This window comes from Nonomuraea sp. NPDC003707 (assembly GCF_053587055.1).
The window spans coordinates 104,243-122,652 of sequence record NZ_JBSFNK010000031.1 but is presented as its reverse complement, the minus strand read 5'-3'; the positions used below and the strand labels follow the sequence as shown (position 1 = coordinate 122,652).

Here is an 18,410-nt window from a genome sequence, read left to right as displayed (position 1 = left end):
AGGAGTCCCATGCCCGCCATCGAGCGCCTGACCGCCGACGACTTCGACGCCGACGTCAAGGAGCTGGCCGGCCTGCTGGTCGACGCCGTGGACGGCGGCGCGTCCGTGGGCTTTCTCGCGCCGTTCGGCCACGAGGAGGCCGCCGCCTGGTGGCGGTCCCAGGCTCCGGCGGTGGCCGACGGCAGCCTCCTGATTTGGGTGTGCCGCGATGGGAGCGCCGTCACCGGCACCGTCGGCCTCGCCCTGGCGACCAAGCCGAACGCCCGCCACCGCGCCGAGATCGTCAAGCTGATGGTCCACCGCGAAGCCCGCGGCCGGGGCCTGTCGCGCGCCCTGCTGGCCGCCGCCGAGCAGGCCGCCCTCGATGCCGGGGCGTACCTCCTGCTCCTGGACACCGAGACCGGCAGCACCGCCGAGCACGTCTACCGCACCGGCGGCTGGACCCGCTACGGCATCGTCCCCGACTACGCCGGATCCCCGGACGGCACGCTCCAGGACTGCAGCTTCTTCTACAAGAAACTCACAGCGTCCGGGTGAGCGCGTCGAGGTCGGCCAGCCGCTCGGTGGGCGCCAGTCGGGCGGCCGTGGCGACGAGCAGCAGCTCGGTGACGGCGATCTCGTGGGCGAGCGGCGCGATCGGCCCGGCGGCCTCGCGCGGCAGCCGGATCAGCACCTCCGCCTCGGCGGCCAGCGGCGACTCCCACGCGTCGGTGACGAGCACCAGCCGCGCTCCCCGGGCGCGCGCGGCCTTGACGAAGCGGGCGGTGCCGGAGGAATAGCGCCGGAAGTCGTACGCCACCACCACGTCGGACCCCTTCAGATCCAGCACGGTACGCGCCCGGGCTTGCACGGAGTCGGGCACCCGGTGCGCGCCGGGCCGCAGGCTGGCCAGCTGGCGGATCAGGTATTCGGCGGCCAGCTCGCTCAACGGCCCGCCCAGCGCCCACACCGTCCTGGCCTCGGCGAGCAGGGCCGCGGACGCGTCGAGGAGGGGATCCGTGGCGGCGGCGAGCGTGCCGTCCAGCCCCGCGCGCAGGTCCTCGGCGGCCTGTCGCAGCTCGGGACTGGCGGCGGGGGAGTCGGGTGCGCGCGAGACGAACTCCAGCAGTCGCGACCGCCCCCGCGCCCCGTCACGCACTGCGGCCTGGAAGTCGGCGAACCCGCCGTACCCCAGCCGGTCGAACAGCCGCGACGCCGTCGGCGGGCTCACCCCGGCGCGCTCGGCCAGCGCCCGCAGCGAGCCCAGCGCCGCGAACGGATAGTCGTCGAGCAGCACCCGCACGATCGCCCGCTCCCCGGGCGGCAGCTCGGGATAGACGGCGCTGAGGCGGTCGGCCACCGGATCGTTCTCCACAATGACAAATGTTACATCAACACCGGCTACCCAGGCTCGCGAAACGAATGTTACGGTGCGGGCATGAGAACCTGGCATGGCCTGATCGACAGCGACTACCGGCGCTGGCTGCCGGTCACCGCCGACACCCCCTCCGTCTCGCTCAACGAGGGCAACACCCCGCTCCTGCGCTCCGCGCACCTGTCGGAGCTCACCGGCTGCGAGATCTGGCTGAAGGTCGAGGGGGCCAACCCGACGGGCTCGTTCAAGGACCGCGGGATGACGGTGGCGATCAGCAAGGCCGCCGAGGCCGGGGCGCAGGCGGTCATCTGCGCCTCCACCGGCAACACCAGCGCCTCGGCCGCCGCCTACGCCGCCCGCGCGGGAGTGACGGCCGCCGTGCTGGTCCCCAAGGGACGGATCGCGCTCGGCAAGCTGAGCCAGGCCGTACGCTACGGAGCCGAGATCGTCGAGATCGACGGCAACTTCGACGACTGCCTGCGCGTGGCCCGCGAGCTGGCCGCCCACCACCCGATCGCGCTGGTCAACTCGGTCGGCAACGAGCTGCGCCTGGCCGGGCAGCGCACGGTCGCCTACGAGATCGTGGACGCCCTCGGCGAGGCGCCCGACGTGCACTGCCTGCCGGTCGGCAACGGCGGCAACATCACCGCCACCTGGGGCGGCTACCGCAACTACCACGGCGCAGGCCTGGCCGGGCGGCTGCCGCGCATGTGGGGCTTCCAGGCGGCCGGAGCGGCCCCGCTCGTCCACGGCGCTCCCGTGGCGGCTCCGCAGACGGCGGCCAGCGCGATCAGCGTGGGCAACCCGGCCACCTGGGACGGCGCCGTGGCCGCCCGCGACGAGTCCGGCGGGCTGATCGAGGCGGTGACCGACGAGCAGATCTTCGCCGCGTACCGGCTGCTGGCCCGCCGCGACGGCGTCTTCGCCGAGCCCGCCTCGGCGGCAGGCGTCGCGGGCCTGCTCGACCGGCACGAGCGAGGCCTGCTGGAGCCGGGCCTGCGGATCGTGATCACGCTCAGCGGCAACGGCCTGAAGGACCTGGACGCCTCCCTGCGCGGCGGTTACTCCTCGACGGAGACCTCCTCGTCCGCCTCCGACGTGGCCCGGGCCCTCCGCCTGGCGGCCTGACCGCAGTTGTGGAGAAGGTATCGATCGTTCGCAGAGGAACACCCGGAAAGTTGTGGGATCTCTCCATGCCTGAACGGTGCGGTTCTGGTGTGGGATCGTCCCCATGATGGATGCATCGAAGCGGCGCGGGTTCCCCACGGGCGACCTGGCGCGAGTGGCCGTGTTCGCGGCGCTGATCGCGGTGCTGGGCGTGCCCGGCTCGTTCAACCTGTTCGGCAACGCGGTCCCGATCACGCTCCAGACGCTCGGCGTGATGCTGGCGGGGGCGATCCTCGGCACGTGGCGGGCCGCGTTGGCCGTGGTGGTGCTGCTCGTGCTGGTCGCCGTCGGCCTGCCGCTGCTGGCGGGCGGGCGGGGCGGGCTCGGCGTGTTCGCCATGCCGTCGGCCGGATACCTGATCGGCTGGATCCCGGGCGCGGCGGTGACCGGCTGGCTCGTCGAGCGCGCGGGCCGCAACCCGGGGATCTTCCCGCTGATGGTGGCGTGCCTGGTGGGCGGGATCGGGGTGGTCTACCTGTTCGGCATCCCCGTCCAGTCGCTGGTCACCGGGGTGTCCCTGGGCGCGACGGCGGTGTCCAGCCTCGTCTTCCTGCCCGGCGACCTGATCAAGGTGGTGCTGGCGTCCGGCGTGGCCAGGGGTACGCAGCGGGCCTACCCGGACGCGGTCCCGGCCGTGCACCGCGAACGGCTGCGCTCCGGCGGGGGGCGTTGACCGCTCGATGCCGGTTGCACAACACGTGATGCGGCACGCCGCCGAACGCCCTTCGCGCCCGGCGGTGTGCGGCCCCCAGGGCGAGCTCACCTACGCCCAGCTCGCCGAACGGATCCACGGCGCCGCCCGCCACCTGCTCGGCCGCGGGATCGGCCCGGGCGCGCTGGTCTCGATCGGCCTGGCGGACCCGGTCGAGCTGCTCACCGCCGTGCTCGCGGCCGACCTGGCGGGCGCGACGCCGCTGGTGGGCGACCCCGCCTGGGACCGGGAGCGGTGGTCGAGCGTCGCCGCGGCCGGACCCGGTTTCCTCGTGGACACGCCGCTGCCCGGGGCGGCGGGTCCGGCGGTGCGGCACGACCCGGAGCCTGGGGACCGGGCGTGGGCGTGCTTCAGCTCGGGCAGCACCGGCCGGCCACGCGCGATCGTGCGCACCCGCGCGTCGTGGACGGAGTCGTTCCCGCACCTCGGCGAGCTGGCCGGGATCGGCCCGGACGACGTCGTGCTGATCCCTGGCCCCCTCGTCTCCAGCCTGTACGCCTTCGCCGCCGTCCACACCCTGGCCACCGGGGCGACGGCCCTTCTTCCCGGCCGCCGGCCCTCCCGCACGCTGCCCGGCCTGCTGGCCAGGGCCACGGTCGTGCACCTGGTGCCGCACCGGCTGCCCGACGTGCTGGAGCACCCGGGGGCGCTGCGCGTGGCCGTCGTCGGCGGCGCGGCCCTCGACCCCGGCACCCGGGCGGCGGCCGCCCGGGCGGGGGTCCGGGTCGTGTCCTATTACGGGGCGACGGAGCTGTCGTTCGTGGCGGTGGACGCCGACGGGGGCGGGCTGCGCCCTTTTCCGGGCGTGGAGATCGAGGTCAGGCCCAAGGGCGGGCTCGGCGAGGTGTGGGCGCGTTCGCCGTGGCTGGCCGACGGATATCTGGGCGATGCCGCGGGCCCGTTGCGCCGGGACGCTGACGGTTGGGCGAGCGTGGGCGACGTGGCGGAGCCGTATCGGGTAGGAGAGGTGCTGCGGGTACGCGGCCGGGGTGACGGCGCGATCCAGACCGGGGGCGCCACCGTCGTGCCCGAGGACGTCGAGGAGGTGCTCAGGAAGGTGCCCGGTGTGGGGGACATCGTCGTGATCGGCTCGCCGCACCCGTCGCTGGGTGCGGTGGTCACGGCGGTCATCGAGGCCGAGTGCGCCACGCCGCCGCCGCGCGCGCTGCTGGAGGCGACGGCCAGGGGCGGCCTGGACGAGGCGCAACGGCCACGCCGCTGGTACGCGGTGCCGAGCCTGCCCCGCAACCAGACGGGCAAGCCCGCCCGAGCCCTGGTCGCGGCCTGGCTGGCGGGCGGCGATCCCGACATCCGGCGGCTGATCTGACATGCGCGACTCCGATCCGCGCCACGAAGCCGCGCCCCGGACCCTCGGGGACGAGCCCGTCGTCGTGGCGGCCCGGCGCACCCCCATCGGGACGGCCGGGCACGCGTTCAAGGGCGTGACGGTCGATCGGCTGGCCGCGCCCGTGATCGCCGCCGTGGCGCGCGAGCTGGCCGGGCGGCGGGTGGACGACGTGGTGCTGGGCAACTGCATGGGGCCCGGCGGGAACGTGGCCAGGGTGTCGGCCCTGGCGGCGGGCCTGGGGCACGAGGTGCCCGGCCTGACGGTGGACCGGCAGTGCGGCAGCGGGCTGGCCGCGATCCTGGTGGCCGGCCAGGCCGTCCGGGCGGGGGAGATGGACCTGGTGATCGCGGGAGGGGTGGAGAGCGCCTCGACCGCGCCGCTGCGTACCCATCGGGGTGCCACGGAGCCGTACCCCAGGGCGCCCTTCGCCCCGCACGGTCACCCCGACCCCGACATGGGGCCGGCCGCCGAGGCGCTGGCGGCGGCGCGCGGCGTCAGCCGGGCGCGCCAGGACGCCTACGCCTGCCGCAGCCACGCCAGGGCGCTGGCCGCCCGCGAGGCAGGCCGGTTCAAGGAGGAGATCGTCCCGATCGGCGGGCGCCGCGACGACCAGCGGCCCCGGCCGCTGCGGGCGGCGTCGCTGGCCCGGTTGCCCGCGGCCTTCGTGGCGGACGGTACAGTGACGGCCGGTAATTCCTCCCCGGTCAGCGACGGCGCCGCGGCCGTGGCCATCGTGCCCGAGCGGCTGCGCGCGGGCCTGCCGGGGATGCGGCTGGTGGCCGGGTCCGTCGTCGGGTGCGATCCCGAGCTGCCCGGATGGGGTCCGGTGCCGGCGGTGCGGCGGGTGCTGGCGCGTGCGGGGGTGGAGTTGGAACAGGTCGCGGCGGTGGAGATCGTGGAGGCGTTCGCGGCGCAGGTGCTGGCCGTCACCGACGCGCTCGGGATCGACGCCCTGGACGACGATCGGGTGTGCGCCGACGGCGGTGCGCTGGCCCTGGGGCATCCCTGGGGCGCCACCGGCGCGGTCGTGGTGACCCGGCTGTTCGGCCGCCTCGTGCGCGGGGGAGCCCCGCCGGGGACGCTGGGCCTGGCGACGGCCGCGGTGGGTGGCGGGCTCGGCGTGGCCGCCCTGTTCGAGGTGGTCGGCACCGGCCGGGACGGAGCGCGGGCGTGATCGAGTTCGCCGACGTGCGCGTACGCCTCGGCGCCCGCGACGTCCTCAACGGCGTCACCGCCGCCCTGCCCGAGCGGCGGATCGGCGTGGTCGGCGCCAACGGCTCGGGCAAGAGCACCTTCGCCCGCCTGATCAACGGCCTGGCCCTGCCCACCTCGGGCAGCGTCACCGTGCTCGGCCTCGACACCCGCCGCCACGCCGCCAAGATCAGGCGGGGCGTCGGGTTCCTGTTCACCGACCCGGACGCGCAGATCGTGATGCCCACCGTGGCCGAGGACGTCGCCTTCTCCCTGCGCCGCAAGGGCCTGGCGCGCGAGGAGGTCGAGCGGCGCGTGCACGACGTGCTCAACCGGTACGGCCTGGCCGGGCACGCCGACCACCCCGCCCACCACCTGTCGGGAGGCCAGAAGCAGCTGCTCGCCCTGTGCTCCGTCATGGTGCTCGAACCGGACATCCTCGTCATGGACGAGCCGACCACACTGCTGGACCTGCGCCACTCCCGCCAGGTCGCCGACCTGCTGCGCGAGCTGCCGCAACAGGTGCTGGTGGTCAGCCACGACCTGCCGCTGCTGGCCGACTTCGACCGCGTCCTGGTGCTCGACCAGGGGCGCGTCGTCGCCGACGGCACCCCCGACGAGGCCATCACCCACTACCGGAAGATCATGTCGTGAACGGCCTCACCGGCGCCTACGTCCCCGGCTCCTCGCCGCTGCACCGGCTCCCGGCCGGCGCCAAGCTGGCGGGGCTGGCGCTGGCGTGCACGGGGCTGGTGCTGTTGAGCTCGCCGCTCGCGCTGGCAGGCGCGGCGGTCGTGGCGGCCGGTCTCTATGCGCTGTCCGGGGTCGGCGTGGCGGCGGCGTGGGCGCAGGTCAGGCCGGTGCGGTGGTTCGCGGTGGGGCTGTTCGGGATGCAGTGGGTGCTCGTGGACCTGCCGGGGGCGGTGTCCACGACGCTGCGCGTGGTGCTCGCGGTCGCGCTGGCCGGGCTGGTCACCCTCACCACCCGCACCTCGGCCATGATGTCGGCGCTGGAGCGTTGCCTGTCACCGGCCAGGTTCGTGGGTCTGGACCCGTTCCGGCTGTCGTTGCTGCTGTCGCTGACGGTACGCAGCGTGCCCGTCGTGGCCGCGCTGGCCACCCGCGTCCGGGAGGCCCAGCGGGCCAGGGGCGTCGAACGCAGCTTCCGGGCCTTCGCGGTGCCGCTGGTGGTCGGCTCCCTCCGGCACGCCGACGCGCTCGGCGAGGCCCTGAGTGCCCGCGGCCTGGACGACTGAGCGCGGGCTTATCCCAGGTTTGACTTATATAAGCCGATCCTGAACAATCAGGTCGTGCACGCATTCGACGTCCTCGGCGATCCGGTCCGGCGGCGGATCCTGGAGCTGCTGGCCGCCGGTGAGCAGAGCTCCGGAGAGCTCACCGGCGTCATCCAGCGCGAGTTCGGCATCTCCCAACCGGCCGTCTCCCAGCACCTGCGGGTGCTGCGCGACAACGGCTTCGCCAGCGTACGAGCCCAGGGCGCCCGGCGGCTCTACGCCGTCGAGCCGGGGCCGCTGCAGGAGGTCGATCTCTGGCTGGAGCGATTTCGGGGCTTCTGGACCCAACGATTGGACGCGCTGGCGACGGAGCTGGCCCGCGGCAAGCGCGAGCGCCGCATGAACGAAAAGGACACCTGATGGATATCGTGGACGAGCTGCTCAAGGCGCAGCGCGAGGTGAAGGACGGCGACGTCAAGAGCGTGGTGCTGCGACGGCACTACGACGCCGAGGTCGAGGACGTCTGGGACGCCTGCACCGACGCCGAGCGCCTGTCCCGCTGGTTCCTGCCGGTGAGCGGGGACCTCCGGGTCGGGGGGACGTACCAGCTCCAGGGCAACGCGGGTGGTGAGATCCTGCGCTGCGAGCCGCCCAGCCTGCTGAAGGTCAGCTGGCTGTTCGGCGAGAACCCCGGCTTCTCCGAGGTCGAGGTGCACCTGTCCGCCCAGGACGGCGGCACCCTGTTCGAGCTGCGTCACAGCGCCGAGGTGCCGCCGGAGTTCTGGGGGCGGTTCGGGCCGGGCGCGACCGGCGTGGGCTGGGACCTGGCGCTGCTGGGCCTGGCCCTGCACCTGTCGACCGGTGGGGACACAGGGGTCGACGAGGCCACGTTCCACGAGACCGGCGAGGGGCGGCGCTACATCACCGAGAGCAGCCGGGCCTGGGGCGAGGCCCACCTGGCCGCGGGCGGCGAGCCGGACGAGGTCGCCGCCGCCGTCGCCGCCACCACCGCCTTTTACGCCCCCGAACCGGAGCGTTGATACGCGGCGGATACACGGCTGAGCACGCGCGGATACCCGGTCAATACGGATCGGCCGGGAGAGGGCTCCACAGTGGCCACGGCGTCGCGAAGGGCGGCGTGAGTCACCGGGAAGGAGTCCTCGATGCGTGTGCTGATGTGCGGCCTGCTCGGTCTGGCGGTGCTGACCGGCTGCGGGGGAGACCCGGCCCCCGCGGCCGACGGCGGTGGCGGTGCCACGATGGACAAGGCCCGCGAGCGCGAGACCGTCATCGCCACCTGCATGAAGCAGAAGGGTTTCGCCTACACCCCCTCGGTCAGCCCGCCCAGGAGGTCCGCGGCGAACCCCGCTGACTACGCGGCGATGAAGGCCGAGCGCGGCAAGAACGGCTTCGGCGTCTTCTCCGCCGTCGTCTATCCGAAGCCGCCGGAGACCCAGGCCCCGGACCCCAACCAGGCGACGATCGACGGCCTCTCCGGCGCCAGGCGGGACGCCTACCTCAAGACCCTGAACGAGTGCCGGGTCACCGCCCTCCGGCAGGTGAACGGCCTCAAAGCCACCTCGGTCGCCGACTACCAGGACCAGATGGCCACGGAGATCGAGAACATCGACAAGACTCTCGACGGCGACCCCAAGCTGCTGGAGCTCGCCGCGCCGTTCGCCGAGTGCCTGAAGTCCAAGGGCGAGCGGGTGACCTCGGAGAAGCCGGTCGCGCTGAGCGGCCGCGGCGTGGTGCTGTGGAGCGAGCAGGCCGACCGGCTCGGCAAGGCGGGCACCGTCACGGCGGAGGCGGCCAGGCCGTACCTCGCCAGGGAGATCAAGTCGGCGCTGGTCGACCTGGAATGCGGCAAGGACTTCTACGCCGCCTTCATCCCCCTGCAGAAGCGGCTCACCAACGAGGCCAGGGTGAAGTACGGGTTCCAAGAGCGGTGATGCGCACCCCTCGCGGAAAGCTGCTGCTCGTGCTGGCCGTGGTCCTGGCGGTCGCGGGGACCGGCTGGGGAGTGGCCGCCCTGCTGCGCTCCCCGGCCGACGAGGCGGCGGCGCGCAAGCCGCCCAGACCGTCGCTGGTCACCGTCGCGGTCGAGCGGCGCAAGCTGGTCGCCACCGTCGTCGTCAGCGGCGCGCTGGAGTACGGCTCGCCTTATCCGGTGTCGCTGGCCGGGGTGGTGGGCGGCAGCGAAACCACTCAGCGCGCGACCCGCGCTCCCCGGCGGGGCACCCTGGCGGAGGGCGCGGTGATGATGGAGGTCAACGGGCGGCCGGTGTTCGTCTTCTCCGGCACGGTGCCGATGCACCGCAGCATCGTCTCCGGCGCCAAGGGGGCCGATGTCGAGCAGTTGCAGAAGGCGCTGCGCAGGCTCGGTCACCGCGTGCCCGCGACCGGCGTGTTCGACCGGGCGACCGTCGCCGCGGTGTCGCGCTTCTACGCCAGGAAGGGCTATGAGGCGCAGCAGCCCACCTTGGAGCTCCGGCAGAAGCGCGACGACCTGCGCCGGGCCGTGCGGACCGCCCAGGAAGTGCTCGCGACCGAGCGCATGGCCCTTGACCAGGGCAAGGATGTGCTCCCGCTGAAACTCAAGCTCGCCGGCGCCCGGCAGGATCTCAAGGAGGCCGAACAGGCGCTGGGGAGCGCGCGGGCGCAGGACCGTACCACCGAGGACGAGGCCAAGCTCGAGGCCGCCGAGAGCGCCGTACGGGCGGCCGAGGAGAAGCTGCTGGCGGCCCAGCAGGAGCTCGCCCAGGCCACCGCGACGCCCACCGCCGCGCCCAGTCTCGGGCCCAGCCTCGGGCCCAGCCCCACGGTGGGTGCCACGGCCGGGCCGCCCGCCGACACCCGCCTGCTCGAACTCCGGGTCGCCAACGCCCGAGCGGATCTGGCCGCCGCAAGGTCGGCGCTGGAGCGCGTACTGAAGGAGGCCGGGATCACGCGGGCCGCGCGGCTGACCGAGCTGGGGAAGAACGTCCGGCAGGCGCGCGAGGCGGTCGCCACCGCCGAGCAGGCGCTCAGGCAGGCCAGGCGGCTCTCGCCCGTCAAGCTGAAGGTGGCCAACGCCCAGCGTGACCTGGCCGCCGCCCGGGCGCTGCTGGCCGAGTTCTCCCGCACCTACGGCGTCACCGTCCCGCCGGGAGAGGTCGTCTTCCTGCCCAGGCTGCCCGCCCGCCTGCACAAGCCGGCCGTCAAGGCGGGCGAGCTGGTGGACAAGTCGGTCGCCACGGTGACCAGCGCCTCGTTCGTGGTCTCGGGCTCGGTGGACGTGGCCGAGGCCGAGCGGGTGAAACCCGGCCTGAACGCGAGCATCGAGACCGAGGCCGGCAAGACCGTCCCCGGCACGGTGACCTCCCTCGGCGGACGCGACGCGAAGGGCGCCGTGCCGGTGACGATCACCCCCACGTCGATGAAGGGCCTCAAGAAGCTCGCCGGCGCGCCCGTCACGGTTCGCGTGACCATCGGCGCCACCGACCGGGAGGTGCTCGTGGTCCCCGCCGCGGCGGTCGTCACCGCCGCGGACGGCCGGGCCCGGGTGCAGGTGGAGATCGCCCCCGACCGGACCAAGGAGGTCGAGGTACGCACCGGCCTGTCCGCCGACGGGGCCGTGGAGGTGACCGGCGAGCTCAAGCCGGGCGACCTGGTGGTGATCAACAGTGCCTGAGCCGGTCATCCTGCTCGACGGCCTGACCAAGGAGTTCCCCGCCGACCCTCCCGTCAGAGCGCTCTCCGCCGTCACCCTAAGAGTTGAAAAATCGGACTATGTAGCCATAGTTGGCCCTTCGGGGTCCGGGAAGTCCACGCTGCTCAACACGCTCGGCCTGCTCGACCGGCCGACCAGCGGCAGCTACCGGCTCGACGGCATCGAGACCACCACCCTGAAGGACGGCGCGCGGACCACCATCCGCGGCAGCCGGATCGGCTTCGTCTTCCAGTCCTTCCACCTGTTGCCGCACCGCAGCGTGCTGGAGAACGTCATGCTGGCCGAGGTCTACGGCGCGGCACCGCGCGCGGGGCGGCGGCAACGCGCGCTGCGGGCCCTGGAGCGGGTACGGCTGTCGCACCGGGTGGACTTCCTGCCCGGCAGGCTGTCCGGCGGTGAGCGGCAGCGCGCCGCCATCGCCCGCGCCCTCATGGGCGAACCGTCGCTGCTGCTGTGCGACGAACCCACCGGCAACCTCGACAGCAGGAACACCGACGCCGTGCTCGACCTGTTCGACGAGCTGCGCGCCCAGGGGATGACCATCGTGGTCATCACTCACGAGACCGACGTGAGCGACCGGGCCGCGCGCCGGGTGCGCATCACCGACGGCATCCTCACGGAGGAGTAGACGTGCACCCTCGCGACCTGCTGAACGAGGCCGTGGCGGGGCTGCTGGCCCGCCCGGTGCGCTCGGCGCTGACGACGCTGGGCACCGTGCTGGGCATCACCACGCTCGTGGTCACCCTGGGCGTCGCCGCGACGGCGGGCAACCAGATCGTCGGCCGCTTCGACGAGCTCACCGCCACCTCCGTCACGGTCGAGGTCCCGGAGAACCCGTTCCCCCTGGTCGACTGGGCCGACATCGGCCGGGTGACCCGGCTGCGCGGGGTGGTCTCCGCCGCCGCCCTCGCCGAGTCGAAGCAGGGCGCCAACCTCAGCGTCCGCTCCAACGACATCGTGGACCCCACCCGGGTCACCGACCAGACCCTGACCGTGGTCTCCAGCAGCCCTGACCTGCCCGCCGCGGTCAAAGGCAGGATGATCGAGGGCCGCTACTTCGACGCCGGGCACATCGCCCGCGGGGACAAGGTCGTCGTGCTGGGCCGGCACGCGGCCGAGCTGCTGGGCATCACCCGGCTGAGCCGGGCTCCGGCCGTCTTCATCGGCACGCAGGCGTACACCGTCATCGGCGTCCTCGGCGACCTGCGACGCGAGAAGAGCCTCGCGAGCGCGGTCATGTTGCCGCCGTCGGTCGGCAGGCGCTACGGCCTGAGCACCGTGACCCGGGTCCTGATCAACACCGGCCTCGGCGCCGCGGAACTGATCGCCAGGCAGGCCCCGGCCGCGCTCAGCCCCGGCAACGAGGCCCTCCTCCAGGTCGGCTCGCCGCCCAGCCCCACCAGGGCCCGCGATGCGGTGGAAGGCGACGTCGACGCCCTCTTCCTGATCCTCGGGCTGGTCTCCCTGGTGGTCGGCGCGGTCGGCATCGCCAACGTCACGCTGGTGACCGTGATGGAGCGCGTCGCCGAGATCGGCCTGCGCCGCGCCCTCGGCGCCGCCCGCCGCCACATCGCCGCGCAGTTCCTGCTGGAGTCCACCCTGACCGGCCTGACCGGCGGCGTCATCGGCGCTTCCGGAGGGATCGTCGTGATCGTCGCGGTCTGCGCCGTCAAGCAGTGGACGCCGGTCATGGACGTACGGCTGGCCCTCATGGCGCCTGCCGCCGGTGCCGTCGTCGGGCTGCTCGCGGGCCTCTACCCGGCCCTGCGCGCCGCTCGCATGGAACCGGTCAACGCACTTCGCTAGATATGGTGCCCTTTCATGACATCCCTGCTGCTCGTCGAAGATGACGCGGTGATCCGTGAGTCCCTCGGCCTGGCTCTGGAACGCTACGGCTACCGGATGACCACCGTCGCCGACGGGCTGAGCGGCCTGGAGGCGGCCCGGGCGGGCGGTCACGACCTCCTGCTGCTGGATGTGATGCTGCCCGGCCTGGACGGCATCGGCCTGTGCCGCAGGGTCAGGGAGTCCAGCCAGGTGCCGATCCTGATGATGTCGGCGCGCGGCGACTCGCTGGACGTGGTGTCGGGCCTGGAGGCCGGTGCCGACGACTATGTGGTCAAACCGGTCGACATCCCGGTGCTGGTGGCCCGGATCAGGTCGCTGCTGCGCCGTACCACTGCTCCTGCCCCTTCATCGGGCGTGCTGACGTTCGGGGAGCTGACGGTGGACCCGGCCGCGCTGGAGGTACGGCTCGCCGGGCGGCTGGTCGAACTGGCGCCGACCGAGCTGCGCCTGCTGCTGGAGTTCGCCGCCAATCCGGGGATCGTGCTGGAGCGCGCCACGCTGCTGCGTAACGTGTGGGACTACGGCTGGGACGGCGACAGCCGCGTGGTCGACCTCTGCGTGCAGCGGCTGCGCAGGAAGATCGGCACGGACCGGATCGAGACGGTGCGCGGGTTCGGCTACAAGCTGCGCAGGTCGTGATGCTGGGCTCGCTGCGCTGGAAGCTGGCGGCACTGATCACGCTGGCCTGCTGCGCGATCGTGACCGTGGTCGGGATCCTGGTCCACCGCACGACGCTCGAGCGCACGATGCGGCTGGGCGAGGAGCGGGCGCTGGTGTCGGCCGCGGAGGTCGCCGACAAGCACCGCAGGGACGCTCCTCCCGAGGAGGGACTGGTCCCGTACACCGAGTCGATCATGAGTGTGGACGAGCTGCCCCCGCCCCTGCGCGCGCGGCTGGCCGTCGAGTCGCCCGCCACCTGGTACGACGACCTGCGGACCGAAGAGCGGTGGATGTGGGCGGCACGGCCGGTGGGCGATGGGCTCGTGGCCGCCCCGAAGATCGACATGACCTCGGACATGCGCGGGCTGAGTGCCCTCGACCGAGCCATGGTCCGGGCCGCCCTGACCGCGCTCGCCGTGGTGCTGCCGGTCTCGATGGGCATTGCCGAGCTGGCCAACCGGCGCCTGCGCCGGGTCGCCGCCACCGCCCGCAGGATCGCGGACGGCGACCTGGACGCCCGCGTCGCCACGGACCGCCGGGGCCCCTCCCGGTGGGGCGGGCGCGACGAGATCGCCGGCATCTCCGCCGCCGTGGACTCCATGGCGGCGAGCCTGCAGCACCGGCTGCTGGCCGAGCAGCGCTTCACCGCCGATGTCGCCCACGACCTGCGAACCCCGCTGATGGGCCTGGTCGCCGCGGTCGAGCTGCTGGAGGAGAGCGAGGCCACCGATCTGGTACGCGACCGGGTCCGGGTGCTGCGCTCGCTGGTGGAGGACCTGCTGGAGGTCTCCAGGCTGGACACGGGCGCCGAGGTCGCCGAGCGCGTACGGGTGCCGCTGGCCGAGGTGGCCGAGGAGTCCGCGGCCCGGGTGGGGGTCGAGACCCGCGTGACGGCTTCGGGGAATCCGGTGGCCGAGACCGACCCGCGCCGCCTGGACCGCATCCTCGCCAACCTCGTCCTCAACGCCCACCGCCACGGTGCGCCCCCGGTGGAGATCACGGTCCGGGACCACGTGATCGAGGTCCGCGACCGGGGTCCGGGCTTCCCTCCTGAGCTCCTCGCCGACGGCCCGAGCCGCTTCCGCACGGGCTCCGCCGAACGCGGCCGTGGCCACGGCCTCGGGCTGACGATCGCGCTGGGCCAGGCCCAGGTCATCGGCGCCGACCTGACCCTGGCCAACACCCCCGGCGGCGGCGCCGTCGCCACCCTCCGCCTCCCAGGGGGCTTGCGCTCGACAGATCATCCCAGTGGACATTTACCGTGACTTCGAGGAGCAGGCCCCGGCTCGGGGTTGGTCAGCCGTTGGTGACCCAGTCCATGTGTTCGATCCAGTGGTCGAGCAGCGCCCGATCTCCCTGCAATTCCAGCGTGGGAGCTGCATCCAGCGGGCTACGCCTGCTGATCACGAGCAGGAGCTCGGCGGCTGGGCCGCGTACCACGACGTCTGCCTTGGTGTGCGTGCGCTCCAGCACGACCTTGTCCGGTTCCCGGCGTGCCACCCACTCCCCAGGCGCGTCGGTTGCGTGGAAAAGCAGAGTCTGACCGTCCCCGCGCATCGCATCGGCGAAGCCCGCCCTGTTCTCCCAATAGCCGCGGGACGCCATCGTGTCCAGCCAGTCCTCGATGGCCGCAACGGCGAGCTCCGGCGCCAACTCGTACGGCATGCCGAGCGCCGCAGCCGCGTCCGCACGATGCACGCAAGCCTCGCCGAACAGCCGACGTGACCAGAACGGCACGCCTGCGGCGCCGCCCGACGGATCCCACACCGGCGTGTCATCGGCGGCCGATGCGAACGCCTGTCTCGCCTCGGCCGCGCCGTCGTTCAGCCAGGCGCGCCACTGGCCCGAATCGGCCGGACCCGGAACGTAGCCGGCGAACGCCCTGCTCGGCTCGGTCATCTGCGCACCCACGAGCATGGCCACCATACGCTGTGTCCCGCCGACATGGTCGACAAGATCGGCCAGCGTCCACTTCGGACATGTCGGCACCGGGGCCGCCGCATCCCTGCCGTGCACCCAATCGGCAAACGTGCCCGTCTGCTCGACAACGGCCTTCACATACGCGGGTGTGTCCATCGCTGCACCTCCAAGTGCTTTGTGATCTTCCCGAAGCTCGGGGGCCAGGTCGTCTTGGTCGCGAGCAAGGACGAAACACCGCCCTGATTGTGGCTTGCGGAAACGCGCCTGACCAGGTCAGTAACCGGACATTCTCCGGACTTCGGCGGCAATCAAGGCAGCGGCGGTGTACCGCAAGCGGACCTGACCAGGGCCTCCTGGGATCCGGACACGCGAGCCGGCCCTCGATCGCGGCGTCTCGACCGCTTGGGACGGCCCTCTGCGTACCTGCCTGATCGCCGACCACCATCAGGCGGTGGCCGTGCTGGACGTTGTCACCAGGCGGTAGCCGAGGTCGAGGGTGCCGGCGTCGAGGAGAGCCCGGTGGCGTTCGTGCCAGCGCCCGGTCGCGAGGTCGGCGGCGAGGCGCCGCATCGCGCGCTCGACCCGCTCCTGGTCGAGGGTCGCCAGCGCGGAGATGGCGGCGCGGACCTGCGGGTCGAGGTAGCAGTGCGGGCGTTGCCAGTACGCGCCCAGGAACCCGTCGGTGCAGTCGGCCGGCACCGGGACCGGGACGACGGTCACCGGCGTTCCGTCACGCCGGAGGTGGGTCTCGACTACCTCGAGGGCGGCAAGCCGGGCGTCGGCTTCGGCGATCTCCGGGAGATACTCCGCGACCAGCCAGAATCGTGCCGTGACGGCGGGATCCCAGGTGAGGACGACCTGCCGGGCGGACACCCGGCGTAGCTCGGCGAGGCCCGCGGCCGCGTCGGTCCAGTGGTGGACGGTGAGGATCGCCATCGCGGCGTCGAACGACCGGTCGGGGAAGGGCAGGGACTCGGCATAGCCCTGGACGACCGTCGCGGAGCCGGGAGGACGCTGCTCGATCATCACCGTGGACGGCTCCACGGCGGTGACCTGCCGGCCGCGCGGTTCGTAGGAGCCGGTCCCGGCGCCCACGTTGACCACCGTCCGGGCGGGCCCCAGGGCCTGGTCGATCAGGCCGGCGATCCGGGGGTCGGGGCGGCGGTGGTGGGAGTAGCCGAGTCCGATCGACTCGTACGGATTGGCGGTCACAGGTGCTTCCCGAGGTCGGCCACGTCCAGCAGGGGCAGGCCCCAGCGCAGGGCGGCGATCTCCAGGTCGGCGGCGCCGGCCATGGTGCCGTCGGGGTTCATGACCTCGCAGCACACCCCGACGGGCGGCAGCCCGGCCGCCACGCACATGGCCACGGTGGCCTCGGTGTGTCCGGCGCGTTCGGCCAGCCCTCCGGGGCGGGCGGCCAGCGGGAAGACGTGTCCAGGCCGCAGGAAGTCGGCCGGCCTGGCGTCCGGATGGGCCAGGCGGCGCACGGTCGCGGCGCGTTCGGCGGCCGACACCCCGGTGCCGGTTCCGGAGGTCAGGTCCACGGGGATGTGCGGGCGGGTGCCGTGCCGGTCGCCGGGGCCGGGGACGGGGCCGATCTCCAGCCGGTCGAGGACCTCGGGCGCGCAGGGCACGGTCGGATGGCCGCACACCTGGGTGAGCAGGAACGTGAACGCCTCCGGGCGCAGCCGGGCCCCCGCGAACACCACGTCGCCTTCGCTCTCCCGCTCGGGGTCCCAGATCACCACGGCTCCTCCGGCGGCGAGTTGCGTGAGCGCCTGCTCCACACCGCGCGCGCCCGAGAGCCGTCCGGCCCAGGGAAGCGCCGCGACCACCTCGGTCACCGACTTCGCCAGGTCGGGCAGGCGGCGGCGGGCCAGGCGGACGACCAGGTCGGGCTCCAGGTTCACCCGATCGCCGACGGACAGCTCCGACAGCGTGGTGGCCCGCAGCGTCAGCGGGATCAGCGCCACCGAGAACCGGTCGCGGGCCACCTCGGCGACGGTCAGGCTGACGCCGTCGACCGCGATCTGACCCTTCGCGACGACCAGCGAGAGGAAGCGCTCGGGCGGCTTGATCCACAAGCGCCGTGCGACCCCCTCGTCATCGATCCGCACGATCTTGCCCACGGCGTCCACGTTGCCCTGGACCAGGTGACCGGCGAGCGGGTCGCCCAGCGTCAACGGGGTCTCCACGTTGACCCGTGTGCCCGGCCTGATCTGGTCGAGGGTCGATCTGCGCCGCGTCTCCGCCGACAGCCCGGCCTCCAGCGGTTGCGTCTCGTGCGCGGTCCGGAGGACGGTCAGGCCCACGCCGTTCAGGCAGATCGAACCCGGCGCGCCGGCGGCGGCCCCGGGGGCACTGACCGCGATGCGCGCCTCGTCGACGGCCACCACCGTGCCGATTTCCTGGATATTTCCGGTGAACATGCGACACCACCTCTCGACAGCGGGAACCAGGGGCCGGACAGGCCCGAGAGGTGGCGGGGTGTCACCGCGTGGCCTGGAGTCGCACCGAGTCGTCCCGCCGGAACCGGCAGAACCGGCGGGCTGTCACCGCCGCACCTTGGAATCGCACCAATCAACCTTCTATCACCCGGCGGCCCGGGAGATCAAAGCGTCTGGCCCAGAGAGATCCCGGCCAGCTTGATCAGGAACCGGTCGATCTGCGCCTCCAGCGGCGGCCAGGGCAGGTCGGGCTGGTTGACCCGCATCGACACGGCCCCGTGCACCGCCGCCCGGAGGTCGAGCGAGACCTCCGCGGGGTCGCCGGGGGCGGCGAGCCCGGCGTCCATGCAGCGCCGCACCGCGTCCGTGGTGCGCTCGCCCAGCTCCTGCTTGAACTCCATGCTGGCCCGCTGGTTGAGCGTGCTCTCGTGGAGGACCTTGTACAGGCCCGGGTGCCGGCGTACCCAGTCGCCCAGGTAGAGCAGCCGGGCGCGTAGCCGCGCCACCGGGTCGGCAGCGGCCTCGGCCTGGTCGAGGGCGCGTACGAGGTCGCGGTGGCACTGCTCCAGAGCGGCCAGGACGAGGGTGTCGCGGTCGGCGAAGTGGATGTAGACGGAGGTGGCGGCGATGCCGACCTCACGCGCGACCGCGCGCATCGACAGGGCCTGGTCGTCGGCGAGCTCGTCGAGCAGCCGTACGGCGGCCGTGACGATGTCCTCGCGCAGCCGCTCGCCCTGACCTCGGGGATTGCGGCCCCGTGAGCGGGGGTTGGTCGCGTTCATGGGAGCCATTGTAACGAGACGGGCGTTGCACTAC

Annotated in this window: 20 protein-coding genes; 15 read left to right on the top strand and 5 right to left on the bottom strand. The window is 73.2% G+C overall.

Annotation, left to right across the window (positions count from 1 at the left end):
* Positions 1-9 precede the first annotated feature (9 nt).
* Entirely contained in the window at positions 10-537 is a 528-nt protein-coding gene (locus ACWDRB_RS50180) for an N-acetyltransferase family protein (protein WP_449906968.1), read from the top strand.
* On the opposite strand, the gene ACWDRB_RS50175 is transcribed toward ACWDRB_RS50180, so the two are convergent.
* Entirely contained in the window at positions 521-1,354 is an 834-nt protein-coding gene (locus ACWDRB_RS50175; protein WP_355196455.1) for a MurR/RpiR family transcriptional regulator, read from the bottom strand. The two genes, ACWDRB_RS50180 and ACWDRB_RS50175, sit on opposite strands and share 17 nt — an antisense overlap.
* 63 nt (positions 1,355-1,417) lie before the next feature.
* On the opposite strand from ACWDRB_RS50175, the gene thrC reads away from it, so the two are divergent.
* From thrC to ACWDRB_RS50105, 14 genes are all read left to right on the top strand, one after another.
* Positions 1,418-2,482: a threonine synthase gene (thrC, locus tag ACWDRB_RS50170; protein ID WP_449906964.1), complete on the top strand. Its 1,065-nt coding sequence runs from the start codon at positions 1,418-1,420 to the stop codon at positions 2,480-2,482.
* Between the two features lie 103 nt (positions 2,483-2,585).
* Positions 2,586-3,194: a biotin transporter BioY gene (locus ACWDRB_RS50165; protein WP_350730561.1), complete on the top strand. Its 609-nt coding sequence runs from the start codon at positions 2,586-2,588 to the stop codon at positions 3,192-3,194.
* Positions 3,195-3,201: 7 nt separating this feature from the next.
* The gene (locus tag ACWDRB_RS50160; protein ID WP_449906961.1) at positions 3,202-4,560 is read left to right on the top strand and encodes a class I adenylate-forming enzyme family protein; all 1,359 of its coding nucleotides are present in this window, start codon (positions 3,202-3,204) and stop codon (positions 4,558-4,560) included.
* Between the two features lies 1 nt (position 4,561).
* Positions 4,562-5,755 carry a thiolase family protein gene (locus ACWDRB_RS50155; protein WP_449906958.1) on the top strand — a complete coding sequence of 398 codons (1,194 nt, stop codon included), beginning with the start codon at positions 4,562-4,564 and terminating at the stop codon, positions 5,753-5,755.
* Complete coding sequence (locus ACWDRB_RS50150; protein WP_350730556.1) at positions 5,752-6,426, top strand: energy-coupling factor ABC transporter ATP-binding protein; 675 nt, start codon at positions 5,752-5,754, stop codon at positions 6,424-6,426. Before ACWDRB_RS50155 ends, ACWDRB_RS50150 begins: the two co-directional genes overlap by 4 nt.
* Positions 6,423-7,028 carry an energy-coupling factor transporter transmembrane component T family protein gene (locus ACWDRB_RS50145; RefSeq protein WP_355196443.1) on the top strand — a complete coding sequence of 202 codons (606 nt, stop codon included), beginning with the start codon at positions 6,423-6,425 and terminating at the stop codon, positions 7,026-7,028. Before ACWDRB_RS50150 ends, ACWDRB_RS50145 begins: the two co-directional genes overlap by 4 nt.
* A 54-nt stretch (positions 7,029-7,082) precedes the next feature.
* On the top strand, positions 7,083-7,427 hold the full coding sequence (locus ACWDRB_RS50140; protein WP_449906953.1) for an ArsR/SmtB family transcription factor: 345 nt from the start codon (positions 7,083-7,085) through the stop codon (positions 7,425-7,427).
* Positions 7,427-8,047, top strand: a complete 621-nt coding sequence (locus tag ACWDRB_RS50135; protein WP_449906950.1) for an SRPBCC family protein — start codon at positions 7,427-7,429, stop codon at positions 8,045-8,047. The genes ACWDRB_RS50140 and ACWDRB_RS50135 overlap by 1 nt, the downstream gene beginning before the upstream one ends.
* A gap of 123 nt (positions 8,048-8,170) precedes the next feature.
* Positions 8,171-8,959, top strand: a complete 789-nt coding sequence (locus ACWDRB_RS50130; protein ID WP_449906947.1) for a hypothetical protein — start codon at positions 8,171-8,173, stop codon at positions 8,957-8,959.
* Positions 8,959-10,680, top strand: a complete 1,722-nt coding sequence (locus ACWDRB_RS50125; protein WP_449906944.1) for a peptidoglycan-binding protein — start codon at positions 8,959-8,961, stop codon at positions 10,678-10,680. Before ACWDRB_RS50130 ends, ACWDRB_RS50125 begins: the two co-directional genes overlap by 1 nt.
* Positions 10,673-11,347 carry an ABC transporter ATP-binding protein gene (locus ACWDRB_RS50120; RefSeq protein ID WP_449906941.1) on the top strand — a complete coding sequence of 225 codons (675 nt, stop codon included), beginning with the start codon at positions 10,673-10,675 and terminating at the stop codon, positions 11,345-11,347. Before ACWDRB_RS50125 ends, ACWDRB_RS50120 begins: the two co-directional genes overlap by 8 nt.
* Before the next feature lie 2 nt (positions 11,348-11,349).
* The gene (locus ACWDRB_RS50115; protein WP_449906938.1) at positions 11,350-12,525 is read left to right on the top strand and encodes an ABC transporter permease; all 1,176 of its coding nucleotides are present in this window, start codon (positions 11,350-11,352) and stop codon (positions 12,523-12,525) included.
* A gap of 15 nt (positions 12,526-12,540) precedes the next feature.
* A complete protein-coding gene (gene cseB, locus ACWDRB_RS50110) occupies positions 12,541-13,206 on the top strand; it encodes a two-component system response regulator CseB (protein WP_449906935.1) in 666 nt (221 codons plus the stop codon).
* Positions 13,206-14,492, top strand: coding sequence for a sensor histidine kinase (locus ACWDRB_RS50105; RefSeq protein WP_449907121.1), 1,287 nt, complete (start codon positions 13,206-13,208; stop codon positions 14,490-14,492). The genes cseB and ACWDRB_RS50105 overlap by 1 nt, the downstream gene beginning before the upstream one ends.
* Before the next feature lie 31 nt (positions 14,493-14,523).
* On the opposite strand, the gene ACWDRB_RS50100 is transcribed toward ACWDRB_RS50105, so the two are convergent.
* The 4 genes from ACWDRB_RS50100 to ACWDRB_RS50085 form a co-directional block, all read right to left on the bottom strand.
* Positions 14,524-15,303 (bottom strand): maleylpyruvate isomerase family mycothiol-dependent enzyme, encoded by a 780-nt coding sequence (locus ACWDRB_RS50100; protein ID WP_449906932.1) that lies wholly within the window; start codon positions 15,301-15,303, stop codon positions 14,524-14,526.
* 288 nt (positions 15,304-15,591) lie between these two features.
* Positions 15,592-16,359, bottom strand: coding sequence for a class I SAM-dependent methyltransferase (locus tag ACWDRB_RS50095; protein WP_449906929.1), 768 nt, complete (start codon positions 16,357-16,359; stop codon positions 15,592-15,594).
* Positions 16,356-17,576, bottom strand: coding sequence for a riboflavin synthase (locus ACWDRB_RS50090; protein WP_449906926.1), 1,221 nt, complete (start codon positions 17,574-17,576; stop codon positions 16,356-16,358). The genes ACWDRB_RS50095 and ACWDRB_RS50090 overlap by 4 nt, the downstream gene beginning before the upstream one ends.
* Before the next feature lie 182 nt (positions 17,577-17,758).
* Positions 17,759-18,376, bottom strand: a complete 618-nt coding sequence (locus ACWDRB_RS50085; protein ID WP_449906924.1) for a TetR/AcrR family transcriptional regulator — start codon at positions 18,374-18,376, stop codon at positions 17,759-17,761.
* Between the last annotated feature and the right edge of the window lie 34 nt (positions 18,377-18,410).

Bases quoted from the DNA above. Each gene is read 5' to 3' on its own strand.
- ACWDRB_RS50160 (WP_449906961.1), top strand. From the start codon at position 3,202: ATGCCGGTTGCACAACACGTGATGCGGCACGCCGCCGAACGCCCTTCG.
- cseB (WP_449906935.1), top strand. From the start codon at position 12,541: ATGACATCCCTGCTGCTCGTCGAAGATGACGCGGTGATCCGTGAGTCC.
- ACWDRB_RS50135 (WP_449906950.1), top strand. From the start codon at position 7,427: ATGGATATCGTGGACGAGCTGCTCAAGGCGCAGCGCGAGGTGAAGGAC.
- ACWDRB_RS50155 (WP_449906958.1), top strand. From the start codon at position 4,562: ATGCGCGACTCCGATCCGCGCCACGAAGCCGCGCCCCGGACCCTCGGG.
- ACWDRB_RS50180 (WP_449906968.1), top strand. From the start codon at position 10: ATGCCCGCCATCGAGCGCCTGACCGCCGACGACTTCGACGCCGACGTC.
- ACWDRB_RS50090 (WP_449906926.1), bottom strand. From the start codon at position 17,576: ATGTTCACCGGAAATATCCAGGAAATCGGCACGGTGGTGGCCGTCGAC.
- ACWDRB_RS50165 (WP_350730561.1), top strand. From the start codon at position 2,586: ATGATGGATGCATCGAAGCGGCGCGGGTTCCCCACGGGCGACCTGGCG.
- ACWDRB_RS50130 (WP_449906947.1), top strand. From the start codon at position 8,171: ATGCGTGTGCTGATGTGCGGCCTGCTCGGTCTGGCGGTGCTGACCGGC.
- ACWDRB_RS50100 (WP_449906932.1), bottom strand. From the start codon at position 15,303: ATGGACACACCCGCGTATGTGAAGGCCGTTGTCGAGCAGACGGGCACG.
- ACWDRB_RS50085 (WP_449906924.1), bottom strand. From the start codon at position 18,376: ATGAACGCGACCAACCCCCGCTCACGGGGCCGCAATCCCCGAGGTCAG.
- thrC (WP_449906964.1), top strand. From the start codon at position 1,418: ATGAGAACCTGGCATGGCCTGATCGACAGCGACTACCGGCGCTGGCTG.
- ACWDRB_RS50105 (WP_449907121.1), top strand. From the start codon at position 13,206: ATGCTGGGCTCGCTGCGCTGGAAGCTGGCGGCACTGATCACGCTGGCC.
- ACWDRB_RS50125 (WP_449906944.1), top strand. From the start codon at position 8,959: ATGCGCACCCCTCGCGGAAAGCTGCTGCTCGTGCTGGCCGTGGTCCTG.